The sequence below is a fragment of the Arthrobacter sp. 001422645 genome, assembly GCF_059816125.1.
Window position 1 is genome coordinate 1 of sequence record NZ_JCBANT010000015.1, and the last position, 18,158, is coordinate 18,158.

Annotated in this window: 19 protein-coding genes and 1 tRNA gene; 15 read left to right on the top strand and 5 right to left on the bottom strand. The window is 66.3% G+C overall.

What is annotated here, in order from left to right:
- Nucleotides 1-490 precede the first annotated feature (490 nt).
- The 9 genes from AC6EUH_RS14525 to AC6EUH_RS14565 all read left to right on the top strand — a co-directional run bounded on the left by AC6EUH_RS14525 (nucleotide 491) and on the right by AC6EUH_RS14565 (nucleotide 7,135).
- Nucleotides 491-910 carry a DUF3052 domain-containing protein gene (locus AC6EUH_RS14525; RefSeq protein WP_056429961.1) on the top strand — a complete coding sequence of 140 codons (420 nt, stop codon included), beginning with the start codon at nucleotides 491-493 and terminating at the stop codon, nucleotides 908-910.
- A gap of 53 nt (nucleotides 911-963) precedes the next feature.
- Nucleotides 964-1,425, top strand: coding sequence for a peroxiredoxin (locus AC6EUH_RS14530; RefSeq protein ID WP_499739104.1), 462 nt, complete (start codon nucleotides 964-966; stop codon nucleotides 1,423-1,425).
- Nucleotides 1,426-1,456: 31 nt separating this feature from the next.
- Nucleotides 1,457-2,356, top strand: a complete 900-nt coding sequence (locus AC6EUH_RS14535; protein ID WP_056429957.1) for an NAD-dependent protein deacetylase — start codon at nucleotides 1,457-1,459, stop codon at nucleotides 2,354-2,356.
- A 100-nt stretch (nucleotides 2,357-2,456) separates the two neighbouring features.
- Complete coding sequence (locus AC6EUH_RS14540; RefSeq protein WP_499739105.1) at nucleotides 2,457-2,822, top strand: GNAT family N-acetyltransferase; 366 nt, start codon at nucleotides 2,457-2,459, stop codon at nucleotides 2,820-2,822.
- A 157-nt stretch (nucleotides 2,823-2,979) separates the two neighbouring features.
- Nucleotides 2,980-3,055: transfer RNA gene (locus AC6EUH_RS14545), tRNA-Val, on the top strand.
- Between the two features lie 127 nt (nucleotides 3,056-3,182).
- A complete protein-coding gene (locus AC6EUH_RS14550; RefSeq protein WP_499739106.1) occupies nucleotides 3,183-3,473 on the top strand; it encodes a hypothetical protein in 291 nt (96 codons plus the stop codon).
- Nucleotides 3,474-3,817: 344 nt separating this feature from the next.
- Nucleotides 3,818-4,648, top strand: coding sequence for a fumarylacetoacetate hydrolase family protein (locus tag AC6EUH_RS14555; RefSeq protein ID WP_499739107.1), 831 nt, complete (start codon nucleotides 3,818-3,820; stop codon nucleotides 4,646-4,648).
- A 171-nt stretch (nucleotides 4,649-4,819) separates the two neighbouring features.
- A complete protein-coding gene (locus AC6EUH_RS14560; RefSeq protein WP_056429945.1) occupies nucleotides 4,820-5,617 on the top strand; it encodes an IclR family transcriptional regulator in 798 nt (265 codons plus the stop codon).
- A 168-nt stretch (nucleotides 5,618-5,785) separates the two neighbouring features.
- Entirely contained in the window at nucleotides 5,786-7,135 is a 1,350-nt protein-coding gene (locus AC6EUH_RS14565) for an MFS transporter (RefSeq protein WP_156367570.1), read from the top strand.
- Nucleotides 7,136-7,492: 357 nt separating this feature from the next.
- Here AC6EUH_RS14565 and AC6EUH_RS14570 read toward each other — a convergent pair whose 3' ends face one another.
- The gene (locus AC6EUH_RS14570) at nucleotides 7,493-8,557 is read right to left on the bottom strand and encodes a D-2-hydroxyacid dehydrogenase (RefSeq protein ID WP_499739108.1); all 1,065 of its coding nucleotides are present in this window, start codon (nucleotides 8,555-8,557) and stop codon (nucleotides 7,493-7,495) included.
- Nucleotides 8,558-8,646: 89 nt separating this feature from the next.
- Between AC6EUH_RS14570 and AC6EUH_RS14575 the strand changes: the two genes are divergently transcribed.
- From AC6EUH_RS14575 to AC6EUH_RS14585, 3 genes are read left to right on the top strand one after another with little or no spacing between them, the layout of a single operon-like run.
- Complete coding sequence (locus AC6EUH_RS14575) at nucleotides 8,647-9,588, top strand: NAD(P)-dependent oxidoreductase (protein WP_499739109.1); 942 nt, start codon at nucleotides 8,647-8,649, stop codon at nucleotides 9,586-9,588.
- Nucleotides 9,589-9,602: 14 nt separating this feature from the next.
- Nucleotides 9,603-10,373 (top strand): SDR family oxidoreductase, encoded by a 771-nt coding sequence (locus tag AC6EUH_RS14580; protein ID WP_499739110.1) that lies wholly within the window; start codon nucleotides 9,603-9,605, stop codon nucleotides 10,371-10,373.
- On the top strand, nucleotides 10,373-11,455 hold the full coding sequence (locus AC6EUH_RS14585; protein WP_499739111.1) for an L-idonate 5-dehydrogenase: 1,083 nt from the start codon (nucleotides 10,373-10,375) through the stop codon (nucleotides 11,453-11,455). Before AC6EUH_RS14580 ends, AC6EUH_RS14585 begins: the two co-directional genes overlap by 1 nt.
- 40 nt (nucleotides 11,456-11,495) lie before the next feature.
- Here the strand turns inward: AC6EUH_RS14585 and AC6EUH_RS14590 are convergent, their stop codons facing one another.
- On the bottom strand, nucleotides 11,496-12,224 hold the full coding sequence (locus tag AC6EUH_RS14590) for a FadR/GntR family transcriptional regulator (RefSeq protein ID WP_056429927.1): 729 nt from the start codon (nucleotides 12,222-12,224) through the stop codon (nucleotides 11,496-11,498).
- A 239-nt stretch (nucleotides 12,225-12,463) separates the two neighbouring features.
- Here AC6EUH_RS14590 and gnd point away from each other — a divergent pair, with 239 nt between their 5' ends.
- A complete protein-coding gene (gene gnd / locus AC6EUH_RS14595; RefSeq protein ID WP_499739112.1) occupies nucleotides 12,464-13,900 on the top strand; it encodes an NADP-dependent phosphogluconate dehydrogenase in 1,437 nt (478 codons plus the stop codon).
- Nucleotides 13,901-14,015: 115 nt separating this feature from the next.
- Nucleotides 14,016-14,849 (top strand): oxidoreductase, encoded by an 834-nt coding sequence (locus tag AC6EUH_RS14600; protein ID WP_499739113.1) that lies wholly within the window; start codon nucleotides 14,016-14,018, stop codon nucleotides 14,847-14,849.
- Between the two features lie 66 nt (nucleotides 14,850-14,915).
- On the opposite strand, the gene epsC is transcribed toward AC6EUH_RS14600, so the two are convergent.
- From epsC to msrA, 3 genes are all read right to left on the bottom strand, one after another.
- Entirely contained in the window at nucleotides 14,916-15,500 is a 585-nt protein-coding gene (gene epsC / locus AC6EUH_RS14605) for a serine O-acetyltransferase EpsC (RefSeq protein ID WP_056429917.1), read from the bottom strand.
- 37 nt (nucleotides 15,501-15,537) lie between these two features.
- Complete coding sequence (gene cysK, locus AC6EUH_RS14610) at nucleotides 15,538-16,473, bottom strand: cysteine synthase A (RefSeq protein ID WP_056429914.1); 936 nt, start codon at nucleotides 16,471-16,473, stop codon at nucleotides 15,538-15,540.
- A gap of 70 nt (nucleotides 16,474-16,543) precedes the next feature.
- Entirely contained in the window at nucleotides 16,544-17,068 is a 525-nt protein-coding gene (gene msrA, locus AC6EUH_RS14615) for a peptide-methionine (S)-S-oxide reductase MsrA (RefSeq protein ID WP_056429911.1), read from the bottom strand.
- 79 nt (nucleotides 17,069-17,147) lie between these two features.
- On the opposite strand from msrA, the gene AC6EUH_RS14620 reads away from it, so the two are divergent.
- On the top strand, nucleotides 17,148-18,065 hold the full coding sequence (locus AC6EUH_RS14620) for a Nif3-like dinuclear metal center hexameric protein (protein WP_499739114.1): 918 nt from the start codon (nucleotides 17,148-17,150) through the stop codon (nucleotides 18,063-18,065).
- Nucleotides 18,066-18,158: the final 93 nt, after the last annotated feature.

Here is an 18,158-nt window from a genome sequence, read left to right on the forward strand (position 1 = left end):
ATCACGATCAGGCAGCTGGTTAGTCAACCCGCTGAGGATATGGGAGGTCTCTTCTCCTGCAGCCACGTCCAACCTCTCTTTGAGCGCATTCATCGGCGCCCTCAGCTCCGGCAGGGTATCTGCTTGGCGTGAACGCGACGTGTGCGACGTATCGGTTACAACTGCCCGGTCATGTGCGCCGGGCTAGGTCCAATCACGACCATGCCCGCCTTCGTCAGCGGGGCGTCCGCCCTCGCGGGCGTAGTCGTCATCAGCCACTCTAGCTCTGACAGCTCGGGGATGCGTAGCTGTCGCATGGGGGTCGCGTCGCATTTGACCGGCATACTGGTTGTGTGACGACGTGCCGCCTTGCGGTGCCAGGATCGCCGTGTGTGACGCAGAATATGGCGGATCGCGGGGCCAACAGCTTGAAGCGCAGGCGCAAAGGGTGTTGGCTTGGAGTAATGGAAATCACTAGAGCTATTGAAAACACCAAGCATAGGAGCAACACGTGAGCGAGGCCGACGCCGCCACTTCGGTAAATGTGGCGGAAAAACTGGGTTTCAAAACCGGGGACCTGATTCAGGAATTCGGTTATGACGACGACGTCGACTTCGATTTGCGCGACGACATCGAGGATCTCACCGGCTCGGAACTCTTCGATGAAGACGACCACGAAGTCGTCGATGCCGTCATTTTCTGGTGGCGGTCCGGAGACGGAGACCTCGTGGACACCCTCGTCGACTCGCTGACCACACTGACCGAGGGCGGCGTCGTCTGGGTGCTGACCCCGAAGTCCGGCCGGGTTGGCTATGTCTCACCGGCCGATATCCAGGATGCTGCGCCCACCGCGGGCCTGCACTACACCACGTCTGCCGGCGTCTCCAAGGACTGGAGCGCCACCCGTCTGGTCACCCGGAAGAACAAGTGACCCCAGCGGGAGCGGTTGGCGTCCTGGGGGGCCAGCCGGTTGAAACACGGGCCGTGCCCGCCCTCGGCGAGGCCGCTCCCGACTTCGAACTGCTCAACCAGTTCGGCGAACCCGTGAGGCTCTCGGAGCTCCGGGGCCGGAACGTCGTCGTCGTGTTCTTCCCGTTCGCCTTCTCCGGCATCTGCACGGGGGAACTCTGCGAAATCCGGGACAACCTGGCGCTGTTCGAGGACGCCGACGCCGTCGTGCTGGGGATCTCGGTGGACAGCAAGTTCGCCCAGCGTGCGTACGCGGAGAAGGAAGGCTATGCCTTCGACCTGCTGGCCGACTTCTGGCCGCATGGAGCCGTGGCCGAGCAATACGGGGTGTTCGACCCCGCCACCGGGATGGCAAAGCGTGGAACCTTCATCATCGACGCCGCCGGAATCGTGCGCTACCTGGTGGTGAACCCCCGCGGCCAGGCCCGGGACTTCACCGAGTACCGCACCGCCCTGGCGGGACTCGGCAGGAACTGAGACGGTGAGGACGCGGCGGCCTGGGACCGGCATGACTGGGTTTGCCAGCCTGCCCCCGGTGCCCGCTGGCGAACCCGCCCGTGACGAACTCGAGGTCCTGCAGGACATCCACGGCATCCTGGCGGGGGAACGCTTCGCGCTGCTGACCGGAGCCGGCCTGAGCACGGATTCCGGCATCCCGGACTACCGCGGACCGGGCGCCCCGCCGCGGGCACCCATGACCTACCAGGAATTCATCGGCGCAGCCGACAACCGGCGCCGCTACTGGGCGCGCAACCACATCGGCTGGTCCCACCTGCGCCGTGCCGACCCCAACGACGGCCACACCGCCGTCGCCCGGCTGGAACACCGCGGCCTGCTCACCGGGCTCATCACCCAGAACGTGGACCGGCTGCATGAGGACGCCGGCAGCATCAACGTCGTGGACCTGCACGGCCGGTTTGACCAGGTGGTCTGCCTCTCCTGTCACCGCCGGTACAGCCGGACGCTGCTGGCCGGCGTCCTGGAAGAACTCAACCCGGGCTTTCTGGACCGGGCGCTGGCCGCCGGCGTCGTCGAAATGGCTCCGGACGCCGACGCCACCGTGGAGGACGCCGCCCTGATCGAGAGTTTCGTCGTCGCGCACTGCCCGGCCTGCGGCGGCACGCTCAAACCCGATTTTGTCTACTTTGGCGAAAACGTCCCCAAAGACCGGGTGGAACGTTCGTACGCCATGGTGGATGAGGCCGGAGCGCTGCTGGTGGCAGGTTCCTCGCTGACAGTCATGAGCGGCCTGCGGTTTGCCCGGCACGCGGCCAAACACGGAAAACCGGTGGTGATCATCAACCGCGGCCAGACCCGCGGGGACGAACTCGCCACCATCAAGCTCGACGCCGGCGTCAGCGAGGCGCTCACCTGGCTCGCAGCCGAGCTACCGCCACTTAATAAATAGCCTGCGGTATCCGTCCCCGGGCTATTTGACACTACGCGGTGAATATCGGCAACGCCGGATTATTCCACCCGGAGGGCCTCGCTGTGCCAGCTGAATATCAGTGGCGAATTTCGGGTTTCGCGGCCCGACAAAATCGCCCGGTCTGACACAATCTTGTGATGTCGTTCATGGCGATGGGAGGATCATCGGTTTCGCATTCGCCGGGACGGCCTTCGACCTGGAAGCGCGCGAAGTGCCGCGGGAACTTCAGGTGTACAACCTGTACGTTACTGCAGCCCATCACGGAACGGGTGCGGGCCAGGCGCTGCTCGATGCCGTGATAGGTGCCCGGCCGGCCATGCTGTGGGTTGCGAAGGCCAACCCCCGCGCTGTGGCGTTCTATCGACGCAACGGATTCGAGTTTGATGGCACCGAACAGCGCGATGCGGCTGCCCCGACAATCACTGCCGCCCGCATGGTCCGATAAGCCCCTCTCAGATGTGGCAGCAGACGCAGGCGCAGGCGCAGGCGTGGAAATCGACTATGGGCCGCCGGGGCGCTGGGCTCGATTGGCGCACAGCCCGGTTCGTCCGGTACAGTAACTGTTCGTTGGTTGAAGCGCGGAAGCGTGGAAACAGCGGTTTGGGTCTTTAGCTCAGCTGGTAGAGCGCCACGTTTACACCGTGGATGTCATCGGTTCGATCCCGGTAGGACCCACCAAGGAAAAACCCCGTCAGTGCTGGCCGCAGAGCCGCACGGCGGGGTTTTTTGTGTGCCCGGCAGGCCTTCCCGGGGCGCGGACGCGGCGCGGGTAATAACGTCAGACCCTCGCCCTACCGTGGCTGGCATGGAACACGTCATGGTGAAATCGGATCCGGATGGAAGACCCCGCGCGGTGGTGCGCGGCGGCCGCGAATGGCTTGTCGGCGCGGAGCCGGTCCGCTGGTTCGAGCGGGTGAGCTGGTGGGAGGCCGAGCGTCGGATGCCCAAGGGATTGAGCCGCGTCGACGTCGAGGTCTGGCAGATCCAGGCGAGGCTGGGCCGCAACCCGGGTTCCGCCCTCACGACGATGGAAATTATCCGTGACGGACTGGGCGGCGGCTGGCGGCTCCGGGAGGCCATCGCGGACGCGGCGTAAGGGTGGCAGCGCTGGCGGCTCCGGGAGGCCATCGCGGACGCGGCGTAAGGGTGGCAGCGCGGGCGGCGAGGCCCGGAGGCGCCGGAGGAATGGAAAAGCCTTCCACCGCGACTATTGGGGGATGCCGCGGTGGAAGGCTTGGTATGAATATACCGTGAATATTTGGAAATGAAAAACACGCGGCGGCGATTCTGACCAGCGAAAATGCCTATTCGATGGCGTAATTGACGGCCATGTGACGGCGTAGATTCGACGGCTTAGTCATGGCAGGCGGGGTCCACTGCGGACTGGCCCGGGTCCGACACATGCCGCATCGCCCCGGTGCCGCGACCTAGGATGTCTTCATGAACGCCACGAGTGCCCGCCGGATTGCCCGGGTCCGCCCCCACGCCCCCATGTCGGAAGCCGAGCACTTCTTTGTCGCCAACAACGCCGCGGACTTCGACGGCGAAGCAGGCAGAGTGTGGACGGTGATCACCTCGCCTTTCCCGGACTCCCCGGCGAATGCCGGCAGCGTGCCGCGCGAGGGCTGGGAAAACGGCGCCACGGTGGCCGAGGGTTCCTTCACCTTCCTGGCACCCAGTACCCCTGCCAATGTCCTGGGCATGGCACATAACACCGGCCGCGCAGGCCGCGAACTGCCGCCCCAGGCCTTCCACAAGGCCGCAACCAGCGTGGTGGGTCCGGGGGACGCCATAGAACTCCGCCCGGGCGTGGGCCACGTCGACCCGGAAGCGGAACTCACGATCGTGGTCGGGCGCAAGGCCCGGGGGCTGACCCTGGACACTGCATTGACCGCTGTTCTCGGGTTCACGATCGGAAACGACGTTTCGGCCAGGGACCTGCAGAAGGCGGACGAGCTGTGGATCAGCGCCAAGAGCCAGGACACGTTCACTCCGGCGGGGCCGTGGATCGTCACGGGACTTGATGCCTCCGACCTGGCCATCCGGATTACGCACAACGGCACCGAGCTTAGGCCGGCCAGCTCCGCTGATCTCGGCTGGGGAGTCGAGGAAATCCTGGTCTACGTGACCTCCTTTATGACACTTCACCCCGGCGACCTGGTGCTCACGGGATTCCCCGCCGAGTGCGCACGCCTCGTGCCCGGCGACACCGTCACCTGCCGTGTCGAGGGGATCGGGGAGCTCACGAACCCGGTCGTGGCCGTGGCATGATGTCGGGTGCCGCGCGGGCGTTGCCGGCCTGACCGGGCCCCGCAACCGCACGCGACGACAGCCACCAGTGTGAGCGCTTTGCGGTCCCTGACATTATGATGGTTACTGTTCAGCTGAATGAACAGCATCCGAATGCTCCTGCGACTCCCGCGCGATACCTGAAGGAGAATCATGGCCGATTCCCGAGTTCCCCGAACCTCCGATGGACTGGGGAGCGCGTCGCCGGCGCCGGCCGTCACCCGCGCCGCCGCGGTGCTTGAAGCCCTGGCAGCCTCTGCGACCGGACGCCTCACACTGAGTGATCTTTCGCGGGAACTGGGAATTCCGAAATCCTCAACATCGAACCTCATGCTGGCACTCGAAGAGGCCCGGCTCATCAATCGTCAAGGTGCCGAGTTCACCCTGGGACGCAAATTGGTCGAGCTCGGCGCGGCCTACCTCAGCCGCCTCGATGAGGTCCAGGAGTTCTACCGGTTTTGCGAACAGGCTCCCACCTTGTCCGGCGAAACCGTGCGAATCGCCATGCTGGACGGTAGCAATGTCATCTACCTGGCCCGCTATGAGGGCCATCCCGCGGTGCGCCTCACGTCCAACATCGGCGACAAAATGCCCGTGTCCCTCTGCGCCGTAGGCAAGGCGCTGCTAGCGCGGCTGCACGACCACGATATTGCCGAGATGTTCCCGGACGATGCCGAACTGCCGGTCCTGACGCCAAAGTCGCTGCGAACCGGCGCCGAACTCAAAGCCCAGCTCGAGGTCATCCGGGAACAGGGCTACGCGTTCGAGGATGAGGAATCCACGACCGGAGTCGTCTGTCTGGCCGTGTCTGTTCCCACGCGCGGTGCACACGGACCCAGCCTGGGGTTGTCGGTCACCGCGCTGAAGGCCACCTATTCGGAAGAGCAGGGCGCGCTAATGGTCAAGGAACTGAAGGAGCTGGCCCGGTCCCTGGGCAATCCGATGGGGTAAGGCCGGCCACCTGATCCGCCAGCGGGTCGTTGACGAAAATAAATCCGATTACACATTGGCTACGTGACCACCATGTTGTACGCTGTTCAACATGGTGATCACCCCCTCGGGGGTTGTTCCTATCCCACCAGGCCAACGGGGGTCTGGAGTGTTCTTGAGGGAGTGCTTGTGACAACTAGTACCAATACACCGCGTGCTGAAGCGGACGGCGCCGTCGTCGATCCGGATCAGCTGCGAAGGGCAACTCTTGCCAGCTCCGTGGGCTCGGCTCTGGAGTACTACGACTTCTACATTTATGGCCTGGCTTCGGCCCTGATCTTCGGCCCGCTGTTCTTCAAGCCGCTCGGCGAAGACGGCGCCCTGATCGCCTCGTTCGCCACGTATGGCGTCGGTTTCGCGGCCCGGCCCTTCGGCGGAATGATCTTCGGCTACATCGGCGACAGGTTCGGCCGCAAGATGGTCCTCATCCTCACGATCGGCCTGATGGGTACGGCCAGTTTCGCCATCGGCCTGCTGCCCACTTTTGAGCAGGCCGGAATGGTGGGCGCCGTACTCCTGGTCACCCTGCGCATCCTTCAGGGCCTGGGCGCCGGCGCGGAGCAGGCCGGGGCCACCACGCTGATTTCCGAAGTCGCACCGCGCCACCGTCGGGGCTTCTTTGCTGCGCTCCCGTTCGTCGGCATCCAGCTGGGCACCCTGCTGGGCGCCGGGACGTTTGCCCTGATTGCCATGTCGGATAAGGCAACCCTGGAGGGCTGGCTGTGGCGGCTTCCGTTCCTGTCCAGCGTGATCCTGATTGCGCTTGCCATCTTCATCCGGCTGCGGCTGAAGGAAACGCCCGTCTTCCAGGAACTCGAGAAGCACAAGAACGTGGCCAAGAACCCCCTCGGCCAGCTGTGGAAGCACTCCAAGAAAAACACCCTGATCGGGATTGGCCTGCGGATGGGCGAGAACGGCAACTCCTCGATCTACTCCGCGCTGCTGATCGCTTTCCTGGCGGCAAAGGACGGAGTCTTCCCCGGCGACAAGTTCATCGGACCGGTGGGCCTGCTCATTGCCGCTGCCTTCGCCGCCGTCATGGTGGTGACGTTCGGCGCGTTGTCGGACAGGTTCGGCCGGGTTCCGGTTTACCGCTACGGCGCGCTCTTCCAGGCCCTCATCGCGCTGCCGGCGTTCTATCTGGTGAGCCTGGGCAATGTGACGCTTGTCTGGATTGTCATGGTGGTGGGCATTGCCCTCGGCGTTCAGTCCATGCTCGGTCCGCAGTGCCCGCTGCTGCCTGAGCTGTTTGGTTCGCGGTACCGGTTCACCGGCGTGGCCATGAGCCGCGAACTCTCTGCCGTGATGGCCGGCGGGCTGGTTCCGCTGGTGGGTGCCGCCCTCCTGGCGGTCACGGATCACTCCTGGTTGGTGCTCGCCATCTATTCGCTGGTGCTTGCCCTGATCTCATTTGTCACGACGTTCTTCACCCCCGAGACGGTGGGACGCGACCTCCTCCTGACGGAGGACGCCAGCTAGCCGCATTTGGTTCGTTGCCCGCCGCGGCGGGCCCAAGGCCGTGGCCCCTCCGCAGACGAGGGGCCACGGCCTTCCTGCGTTCCGGGGGAGCGCCATGGGGAAGTGCTGGCGACGCGCGGAATACCTGACGACGCGCGGAATACCTTGCGACGCGCGACTACCGCGGCGTCAGGCAAGCTGCGAGTCGCGGGCCACGTAGCGCGCCGCGGGGAGCGTGCCGCGTCGCCACGCACGCCGCGCCGGGCAAGCTGCGAGTCGCACGCTGAACCACAAAGGGCGGCCCCTCCGTTTCCGGAGGGGCCGCCCTGAAATGTGCTGAGGAATCCGCAGAGTCGGGTGCGGGACCTGATAGCGGGCCTAGTAGAAGTGGACCGTGTCCACAACGTGGGGGAGCTCGCCGCCGTCGAGGAACGTCCGCAGGTTGCTGCAGAAGCGTTCAGCGATCAGCCGGTTCTCGGCGGCGCTGAGGGCGGAGGTGTGCGGGGACACCATCACCTTGGGGTGGTTCCACAGCGGGCTGTCCTGGGGGAGCGGCTCCACGGCAAACACGTCGAGGCACGCATAGGACACCTGGCCGTTACCGAGCGCCTCCAGCAGCGCGTCCTCGTCCACCACGGTGCCGCGGCCCACGTTCACAAAGACCGTTCCAGGTTTCATGGCGGCGAAGACGTCGCGGCTGAAGAGTTTCTCGGTGGACGGCGTACCGGGAAGGGTGTTCACGACGCCGTCCGCCGTGGCCAGCAGGCCGGCGAGCCCCGCGTTGTCCGTGACATCCTGTATGCCGTCGAGGGGTTCGATCGTCCTCTTGGTGCCGCTGACGGTCATGCCGAGCGCGCGGGCGATCCGTGCAGTCTCAAGACCGATCTCACCCAGCCCGGTGACCACGAGGTGTGAGCCGTTGACCAGACGGGTGGGAGTCCGCAGTTCCGGCCAATTCCTGGCCGCCTGGTCCTGTGCCAGCTCCGCGCTGCGCTTGAACCCGTTGAGGATTCCGAGGGCGGCGAACTCGGCGAGCGGCAGCGCGTGCACGCCGGCCGAGGTGGTCACCTTGAACTTCTGCAGCGTCCCGGCGTCCAGCCCGGATGCCTTCACGGCACCGCCGGCCCCGGCCGCCATGGCGTGGATCCACTCCAGGCGGGCATTGCTGCCGGCGATCCTGGCGAGGCCAGCGGGGCTTTCGTTGGGGAAGCCGTACAGCACTTGGGCCTTGTTGAGCATGTCCCAGTAGCGCTCTTCCTGCTCCGGCGTCCGGCGGAACCCGGGATCGCCCGAGTGGTCGGCGGGAAAGCGCTCCGGCGGCAGGAGGTCCGGTTCGTAGAGGACGGTAACGGAGGGATCTACGGCGCGGATGCGCTCCACAAGCTCAGCTTCGAGCGGGACGGCGATCGCGACGGTGGTTTGAGTCGTCATAGTGTTCATCATACTGAATGGCGGCTAGGATATTGAACAGATTACTGAAATTCACAAAAGCAGTCACATCGAAGAGACCAGTCACAACGAAGTGGGGCAGCATGGATAAACACCGGAAGGAAGCCGGCTTTGTGGGCCTGGGCCTGATGGGGGCGCCAATGGCGGCAAACCTCCTGAAAGCAGGCTGGACCGTCAGCGGCTGGAACCGTTCGACGTCGGCGCTGGAGGCGTTCGAGGCCCTCGGCGGCGCACGCGTCGCCGCAGTGGAAGACCTCCGCGACGCGCCCGTCATCATTTTTATGCTCCCGGACCTTTCCTACATCGAAGACGCCGCCGCGGCCCTCCTTGCCGCCTGGTCCGTGAAACGCCCGGCCGCCGGAACCTTCGTGGTGGTCATGAGCAGCGTTTCGCCGGCCGCGGTGCAGGAGTTCGGCGCCCGGGTGGCCCGGGCGAGCGGCGGGAACGCCGTCGTCGTCGACGCTCCCGTCAGCGGCGGCACCAAAGGCGCCGTGGAAGGGACCCTGGCCATCATGGCGGGCGCGAGCGAAGAGGACTTCCAGAGTCTCCTTCCGCTGTTCAGCGCCATGGGCAGCACCGTCCGGCGGCTGGGGCCCCTGGGATCCGGATCGCTCGCCAAGGCCTGCAACCAGCTCATTGTCGGAACCACGACGGCGGCGCTCGCCGAGGCCGCGGAACTCGCCGAACGCTCCGGTATGGACGTCGATGCCCTGTATGGCGTGCTCGGGGGCGGCCTGGCCGGCAGCAGGGTCCTTGAGATCGTGGGACCGCGGCTTGCCGCCAAGGAGTACGAGCCGACCGGCCCGGCCAAGTTCATGCACAAGGACCTGTCCTTTGTGCTCGAAAGCGCCGCTACGGTCGGTGCCGCGGTGCCGATGGCCTCCGCCAGCGTCGGACTCTACGCGGAACTGTTGCGCCAGGGGCAGGGAGACCGGGACCTGGCCGTCGTCAGGCAGACGATCTCCAATCTCAGCGACGTCGCCAGCGGAGACTCAGCAGTCAACACAGCCGCCAACACCCAGTAAGGATCAGCAAACCAATGAGTGGACTTTTTGACCTGACCGGCCGGACCGCGCTGGTCACCGGCTCCAGCCGGGGGATCGGCAACGCCCTGGCCCGGGCACTGGCGGACGCCGGGGCCACGGTGGTGCTCAACGGCATCAACGCCGAACGGCTGAAGGCCGCCGAAACCGCCACGGCCGCGGAGTACCCGCCAGGCCGGATCCACAGCTGCGCCTTCGACGTCACCAGCGACCTCGAGGCAGCCCGGGGCGTCGCCTGGGTCGAGGAGAACGTGGGTCCGCTGGAAATCCTGGTCAACAACGCTGGCATCCAGCACCGCGTGCCCATGCTGGAGCTGGACGTCGCCGACTGGGAGCGGGTGATTTCCACCGACCTGACCAGCGCCTTCCTGGTGGGGCGGGAGGCGGCGCGGCACATGATTCCGCGCGGCCGCGGCAAGATCATCAACATCTGCTCGGTCCAGACGGACCTCGCCCGGCCCACCATTGCCCCCTATATTGCGGCCAAGGGCGGACTCCGGAACCTCACCCGGGCGATGACGGCCGAGTGGGCCGGCGCCGGCCTGCAGATCAACGGCATCGCACCGGGCTACATCCACACCGAAATGACGCAGAACCTCGTGGACGATGAGCAATTCAACGCCTGGATCCTGGGCCGGACCCCGGCACACCGCTGGGGGACCGTGCAGGACCTGGCCGGACCGGCAGTCTGGCTCGCGTCCGACGGCTCGAATTTCGTCAACGGCCAGACGATCTTCATCGACGGCGGCATGACGGTGGTGGTCTGATGGGCGCCGTTCTGACGGGCACCGTGACGGCACTGCCGGCCACCGCGGCCGCCGTCGTGGCCCACGCGGCCGGCGACCTCCGGATCGAGGACATCCCGGTCCCCGCACCGAAGCCTGACGAAGCGGTCATCGAGGTGGCCTTCGGCGGCATCTGCGGCTCCGACCTGCATTACTGGCTGCACGGTGCCGCGGGCGAGTCGGTCCTCAAGGCGCCGATGATCCTCGGGCACGAAATTGTCGGAACGGTCCTCCTGGCGGCCGGCGACGGGAGCGGTCCGGCGGCCGGCAGCCGGGTCGCCGTGCACCCCGCGACGCCGGGACCGGGTGCCGCGCCGTATCCGGAAGACCGTCCCAACCTTTCACCGGGATGCACCTACCTCGGCAGCGCCGCGCGCTTCCCGCATACCGACGGCGCGTTCAGCCGCTACGCCGCCCTGCCCGCCCGGATGCTCCGCACCCTGCCGGCCGGCCTTGAGCTCAGGACAGCCACGCTGGTGGAACCTGCCAGCGTCGCCTGGCATGCCGTCTCGCGCGCCGGGGACGTGACCGGCAAGACCGCCCTTGTGATCGGCAGCGGTCCCATCGGCGCACTGGCCGTGGCTGTCCTCAAACGTGCGGGTGCGCGGCGGATCGTGGCCGTGGACATGCACACCCGGCCGCTGGAAATAGCCAGCGCGGTGGGCGCCGACGAGGTCCTCAAGGGCGATGACGCAGCGGCCATCGAGGCCGTCGCGGCGGACATTGTCATCGAATCCTCCGGCAGCCACCACGGCCTGGCCTCCGCGATCAAGGGAGCCGTCCGCGGCGGCAAAGTGGTGATGGTGGGGCTCCTGCCCTCCGGGCCGCAGCCGGTCCTGATCTCCCTGGCCATTACCCGCGAGCTGGAGCTGCTGGGCTCCTTCCGCTTCAACGACGAAATCGATGACGTCATTGATGCGCTCGCCGACGGATCGCTGCTGGTGGATCCGGTGGTCACCCACACCTTCGCGCTGGACAACGCACTGGAAGCGTTCGACGTTGCCAGGAACGCGGCGGTTTCCGGGAAAGTGCTGCTCGATTTCGCGCCGGAAGCGAAGGGCTGAACGGTGGCGGCGGGTCCGTGCGGCGGGCGCCGCAGTACAGCTAGGGCCGTGTGACCGGGACGAAGACCCGCGGCTGGTCCTTCCATTCAGGTTCCATCTCCGCGATGGTCTGCCGCATGATCCGGTCCGAGGCCTCCCGGGCGCCGGCCGGGTTTCCGGCGGCAATCGCCTCGGCCACGTCCACGTGCCACTGCAGCGCCGTGTCGCGCGGGCGGTCCGGCATCAGGCCGTGCACGGTGCGCCCGGTCAGCGTCTCCGCCACCTGGCCCACCATGTTGGCGAACATTTCGTTCCCGGACCCGGTCAGGAGCAGGGAGTGGAAGTGGATGTCCAGCTCCAGGAACCTCGGCACGTCCCCGGCCCGGCCGGCGTCGCGCATCGCGTGCGAGACCTCCACAAGCTCGCGGCGGATCTCTTCCGGGGCGTTGGTGGCGGCCAGCTCGGCAGCCACGGGTTCGACGGCGGTGCGCAGCTCGGCGAGGGAGCGCAGCTGCGCGCCGCGGCCTTCGCCGGCGAGGCGCCAGCGGATCACCTGGGAATCGAAGGGGTTCCAGCGGTTGGCCGGCAGCACGCGGATGCCCACGCGCTTGGTCGTTTCGACCAGGCCGAGCGACTGCAGGACGCGCACGGCCTCGCGCACCACCGAACGGGAAACCTGGAGTTCTTCTTCGAGGTGCTCGGCCAGCATGATGTGGCCGGCCGGGAGCTCGCCCGCGACGATGCGGGTGCCGAGGTGCTCAATGGCGCGGTGGTGGAGGCTGGTTGACATAGTCGTAAGCATAGTGCGGCGGACGCTGTTCCAGCCGACGTTTCGGCACGGACGGGCGCGGACGGCGCCGGAAATCATAGACTGTTTGTGACGCGCCATATTCCGCCACGTGGGCACTGCTTTCCCGTAGCCCGCGGAAATACATATGGTTTATTGACAGCCACTGATCCCCAAGAAGATAGTGCCGCCTCACGCGCGGGACGAACTGCACTCGTTGCACAGAATGAATTGGAGTTTTGATGTCAGCACACATCGGTGTCACCGGCCTTGCGGTGATGGGGGCCAACCTCGCCCGCAACCTGGCCCGGAACGGCTTCACCGTTGCCCTGCACAACCGGTCCGTCGAGAAGACCGACGCCCTGCTGGCCAAGCACGGCCAGGACGGCGACTTTGTCCGCACGGAAACCCTGCAGGAACTCGTTGACTCGCTGGAGAAGCCGCGCCGCGTGCTCATCATGGTCAAAGCCGGCAAGCCGGTCGACTCCGTGATTGAGCAGCTTGAGCCGCTCCTGGAACCGGGTGACATCATTATCGACGCCGGCAACTCCCACTACGAGGACACCCGCCGCCGCGAAGCAGCCCTGGCCAAGAAGGACCTGCACTTCGTCGGCATCGGCGTCTCCGGCGGCGAGGAAGGCGCGCTCAACGGCCCCTCGATCATGCCCGGCGGTTCCAAGGAGTCCTACGACGCCCTCGGCCCGCTACTGGAAAAGATCGCCGCCCACGTCGACGGCAAGCCGTGCTGCGCCTGGATCGGCACCGACGGCGCCGGTCACTTCGTCAAGATGGTCCACAACGGCATCGAATACGCCGACATGCAGGTCATCGGGGAAGCGTTCGACCTGCTGCGCTCCGGCGCGGGCATCGAACCGGCCGACCAGGCCAAGATCTTCGAAGAGTGGAACAAGGGAGACCTTGCCTCCTTCCTGATCGAAATCTCCGCCGAGGTCCTCGGCCACGTGGACGCGAAGACCGGCAAGCCGTTCGTCGACGTCGTCGTGGACGCCGCCGGCCAGAAGGGTACCGGCCGCTGGACGGTCATCTCCGCGCTGGAACTGGGCTCCCCGACGTCGGGCATCGCCGAATCGGTCTTCGCCCGCGCTCTGTCCTCCCAGACGGAGCAGCGCAAGCTGGCCCAGGAACTGCTGGCTGGCGCGGAAGCCGACGTCGAGGTTCCCGAGGGCTTCGTCGAGGACGTCCGCCAGGCGCTGTACGCCTCCAAGCTGGTCTCCTACGCTCAGGGGCTGGACATGCTCACCTCCGCGGCGAAGGAATACGGCTGGGACCTGAAGCTGGACGAGATCGCCTCGCTGTGGCGCGGCGGCTGCATCATCCGGGCCGAACTGCTCAAGGAGATCACCAAGGCGTACGCCGCGGAGGAGAAGCCGGCCAACCTGCTCTTCGCCCCGGCCTTCACCAAGGCGATCGCCGACGTCCTCCCGGCCTGGCGCCGGGTGGTCTCGACCGCCGTGCAGCTGGGTATCCCGGTGCCGGTGTTCTCCTCCTCGCTGGCCTACTACGACGGCCTCCGCCGCAAGCGCCTCCCGGCCGCCGTGATCCAGGGACAGCGTGACCTCTTCGGCGCGCACACCTACGGCCGTGTCGACGCCGAAGGAACCTTCCACACACTGTGGGGCGAGGACAAGTCTGAAATCGAGGCAGTGGACACCCACTAGTTCCGTACCTGACGCCACGGCCGGTGCTCCCGTTACTCTGGGAGCACCGGCCGTACGCGTTTCCCCGGAAACCCGTCCCTGGCCCCGTCCCGTCACCGTCCCAGGAGTGCAGCAGATGACCCAGCCCGTAGCGTTTGTCACCGGTGCCTCCACCGGCATCGGTTTTGAGACCGCGTGGAAACTCGCCGCCCGGGGATTCACCGTGTATGCCGGGGCGCGCCGCGTCGAGAAAATGGAGCCGCTCAAGGCCCACGGCGTAACGGTCGTGGCGCTGGATGTCACCAACGAGGAATCCATGGCGGCCGCCGTCGAGCAGGTCATTGCCGCTCACGGCCGGGTGGACGTCCTGGTGAACAACGCCGGCTACGGCTCCTACGGATCGCTGGAGGAAGTGGAAATCGCCGAGGGGCGCCGGCAGTTCGACGTCAACCTCTTCGGGCTCGCGCGGATGACCCAGCTGGTGCTCCCCGGCATGCGGACCGCCGGGCGGGGGAGGATCATCAATGTGTCCTCGATCGGCGGCAAGATGTACGAGCCGCTGGGCGCCTGGTACCACGCCACAAAGTTCGCCGTCGAGGGCCTGAGCGATTCACTGCGGATCGAACTCAAGCCCCATGGCATCGACGTGTGCATCATCGAGCCGTCGGGAACCGAATCGGAGTGGGGCGCCATCTCCGGCGACAGCCTGCTGGCCACGTCCGGCCACGGGCCCTACATGGACCAGGCGAAGGTGGTGGCGGCGGCGCTGGCGTCCACCGTGGGTTCCACCATGTCCACACCGCCGGAGGTCATTGCCGACGCCATCGTCCACGCCGCGACGTCGCCACGGCCCAAGACCCGCTATCCGGTGGGCAAGGGCGCGCGGGCGATCCTGCTGCTGCGGCGGTTGCTGCCGGACCGGGCGTTCGACGTCGTGATCTGGAAAATCTACCAGCGGTTTCCCGCGTAGCCTTCCGGATTCCGGATTCCGGATCCCGGTTTCCAGATTCCAGCTGCTCCGGCGGGGACGCGTCAGTTAGATCCGGTACTCGATCAGGTATTCGGCGGGGTCGACGGCGGGCTTGGTCTCGCGCTGCGCGTCCCGGTGCCGCCACGTGGCCGGCACGCCGGTGAGGATCGATTCGGCCGGGGCGTCCTTGACCACCACGGCGTTGGCGCCCACGGCGCTGTCCCGGCCGATGGTGATGGGGCCCAGGATCTTGGCTCCGGCGCCGATCACGACGCGGTCCTCGATGGTGGGGTGCCGCTTGACCTTGGCCAGGGAGCGGCCGCCGAGGGTCACGCCGTGGTAGATCATGACGTCCTCGCCGATTTCGGCGGTTTCGCCGATGACGACCCCCATGCCGTGGTCGATGAAGAACCGGCGGCCGATCGTGGCGCCGGGATGGATCTCGATTCCGGTGAGGAACCTGGCCAGCTGGGAAATCAGCCGTGCCGGAAAGCGCAGCGCCGGATTCTGCCAGAGCCGGTGCGTCACGCGGTGGAACCAGATCGCGTGCAGGCCGGAGTAGGCGAAGAAGTTCTCAAAAGAACCTCGAGCCGCCGGGTCGTGAGACCGGGCGGCGTCGAGGTCTTCCTTCAGTCTTGCGAAGAAGCTCACAAAGACCTTTCTACGAAATCTTGGGACAAGGCCGACCTTAGCCGCGGATGTCGTCGTACAGCACGGTGGAGATGTAACGCTCACCGAAGTCGCAGACAACAGCAACAATAAGCTTACCGGCGTTCTCCGGGCGCTTGGCCAGCTCGAGGGCAGCCCAGACGATCGCGCCGGAGGAGATGCCGCCGAGGATGCCTTCCTTGACGCCGAGCTCGCGGGCCACACGGACGGAGTCCTCCAGGGTGGCGTCCAGGACCTCGTCGTAGACGTTGGTGTCCAGGATTTCCGGGACAAAGTTGGCGCCGATGCCCTGGATCTTGTGCGGGCCCGGGGCGCCGCCATTGAGAATGGCGGAGTCCTTCGGCTCGACGGCGATGATCTGAACGTCGGGCTTGCGCTCCTTGAGCACCTGTCCGACGCCGGTGACGGTTCCGCCGGTGCCGACGCCGGCGACGAAGATGTCCACCTTGCCGTCCGTGTCGGACCAGATTTCCTCGGCCGTGGTCTGGCGGTGCACCTCGGGGTTGGCCTCGTTGGCGAACTGCTGGGCCCAGATGGAGTTCTCCGTGTTGGCGACGATCTCCTGGGCCTTCTCAACGGCGCCGCGCATGCCCTCGGAGCCGGGCGTGAGCACAATTTCGGCGCCGTAGGCGCGGAGCATGACCCGGCGTTCGGTGGACATGGTTTCCGGCATGGTGAGGATGACCTTGTAGCCGCGGGCAGCACCGACCATGGCCAGGGCGATGCCGGTGTTGCCGGAAGTGCCTTCGACGATGGTGCCGCCGGGCAGGAGGGCACCGGACTTCTCCGCGGCGTCGACGATCGCGACGCCGATCCGGTCCTTGACGCTGTTGGCCGGGTTGTAGAACTCCAGCTTGACCGCCACCGTGGCGTCAAGTCCTTCGGTCAGCCGGTTGAGCCGGACCAGCGGAGTGCCGCCGATCAGCTTCGTAACATCGTCATAGATCCGTGCCATGGGTGTCTGCGCCTGTCTGTTGAAGAAGGGGAATACTGAGGTCAGCCTAACGAGGGCCTGCAGGGCCTAGCTAAGCATTAAGCCATGCAGAGTAATATTTCCTGGCCTTGGCCAGCTTCGGATTGATGATCACCTGACAGTAACCTTGCTCCGGGAACTTGGCGAAGTAGTCCTGGTGGATTTCCTCCGCCCGGTGGAACACGGGCAGCCGGCTGACTTCCGTGACGATCGGATGCGCCCAGAGCTGCTGGTTCCGTTCGATGGCTTCCTCGAAAATGATCTTCTCCTCGGTTGTCTCGTAGAACATCGAGGAGCGGTACTGGGTGCCGACGTCGTAGCCCTGACGGTTGAGCGTCGTGGGGTCGTGGAGGGCGAAGAACATGTCCAGGATGACCTCCGCCGGAATGACGTCCTCATCGAACGTTACGGCCACGACTTCGGCATGGCCGGTGGTTCCGGAGCAGACGGCGTAGTAGTCGGGGTCGCGGTGATGGCCTCCGGTGTAGCCCGAAACGACCGCGCTGACACCCTTGGTTTTCTGGTAGACGGCGTCGAGGCACCAGAAGCAGCCTCCGCCGAGGACAAAAGTTCTCATGCTCTCTTCAATGGTTCAAGGGCTCCGATGATTCCCGGCGTCTGCGGGGCCGGCCGGCCGATAGGGTAAAAATGTGGGTATGGAACCTGAAAACACCGACGTTTCAGCCGGCCCTGCCGACGGAAGCACTGCTGCCGGCAACGGATCCGGGGAAACGCCCGGGGCGCCCACCCTTGGCATGATCCTGCTGGCCGTGGAAGAGCTCTGGCCGGAGTCCCTCGCGGAGGACTGGGACGAGGTGGGCCTCGTGGCCGGCCACCCCTCCGCCGCGGTCAACAGGATCCTCTTCGCCGTCGATCCGACCCTTGAGGTGATCGAGGAAGCCATTGAATTTGGCGCCGAACTTCTTATCACCCACCATCCTCTGCTGCTCAAGGGCGTCACCTCGGTCGCGGCGACCACTGCCAAGGGCCGGGCCGTGCACCGCCTGATCGAGTCGGGGACCGGGCTGCTGACGGTGCACACCAACGGTGATTCAGCCGTCGGCGGCGTCTCGGATGTCCTGGCCGATGCGCTGGGACTGCAGAACGTGGCCCCGCTGACCCCGGCGGCCAACGGCCTGCCGGAGGAAGGCATCGGGCGCGTCGGGGACCTTGAGGAAGTCCTGACCCTGGGCGACTTCGCCGCGCGCGTCTTCGGGATCCTTCCCTCGGTGGCCGGGGGAGTGCGTGTCTCCGGGGACCGGGACGGCTTGGTCCGCCGCGTGGCGGTGTGCGGCGGCGCCGGCGATTCCCTCCTCGGCGAGGTCCGGGCGAGCAACGCCGACGTGTACCTGACCGCCGATCTCCGGCACCATCCGGCGTCGGAAGCCCGTGAGGCGGCCGTCAATGACAGGCCGTACCTGATCGACGTTTCGCACTTCGCCAGCGAGTGGCTGTGGCTGCCGGCCGCGGCGGAGGCGCTGGGTAACGTGCTGAGCGACCAGGGCCATGACGTCGAGATCCGGGTCAGCAGCACCAACAGCGATCCGTGGGACTTCATTCTGACTCCGGGCTAGGCCTGGCGTGCGAGGGGCCCCGGGTGAGCGTAGCGAGGCCGGGGAGTACGCTAGGCGCTAGAGTCTAGGGAGCGCCGATTAGGTGCCCGGCTC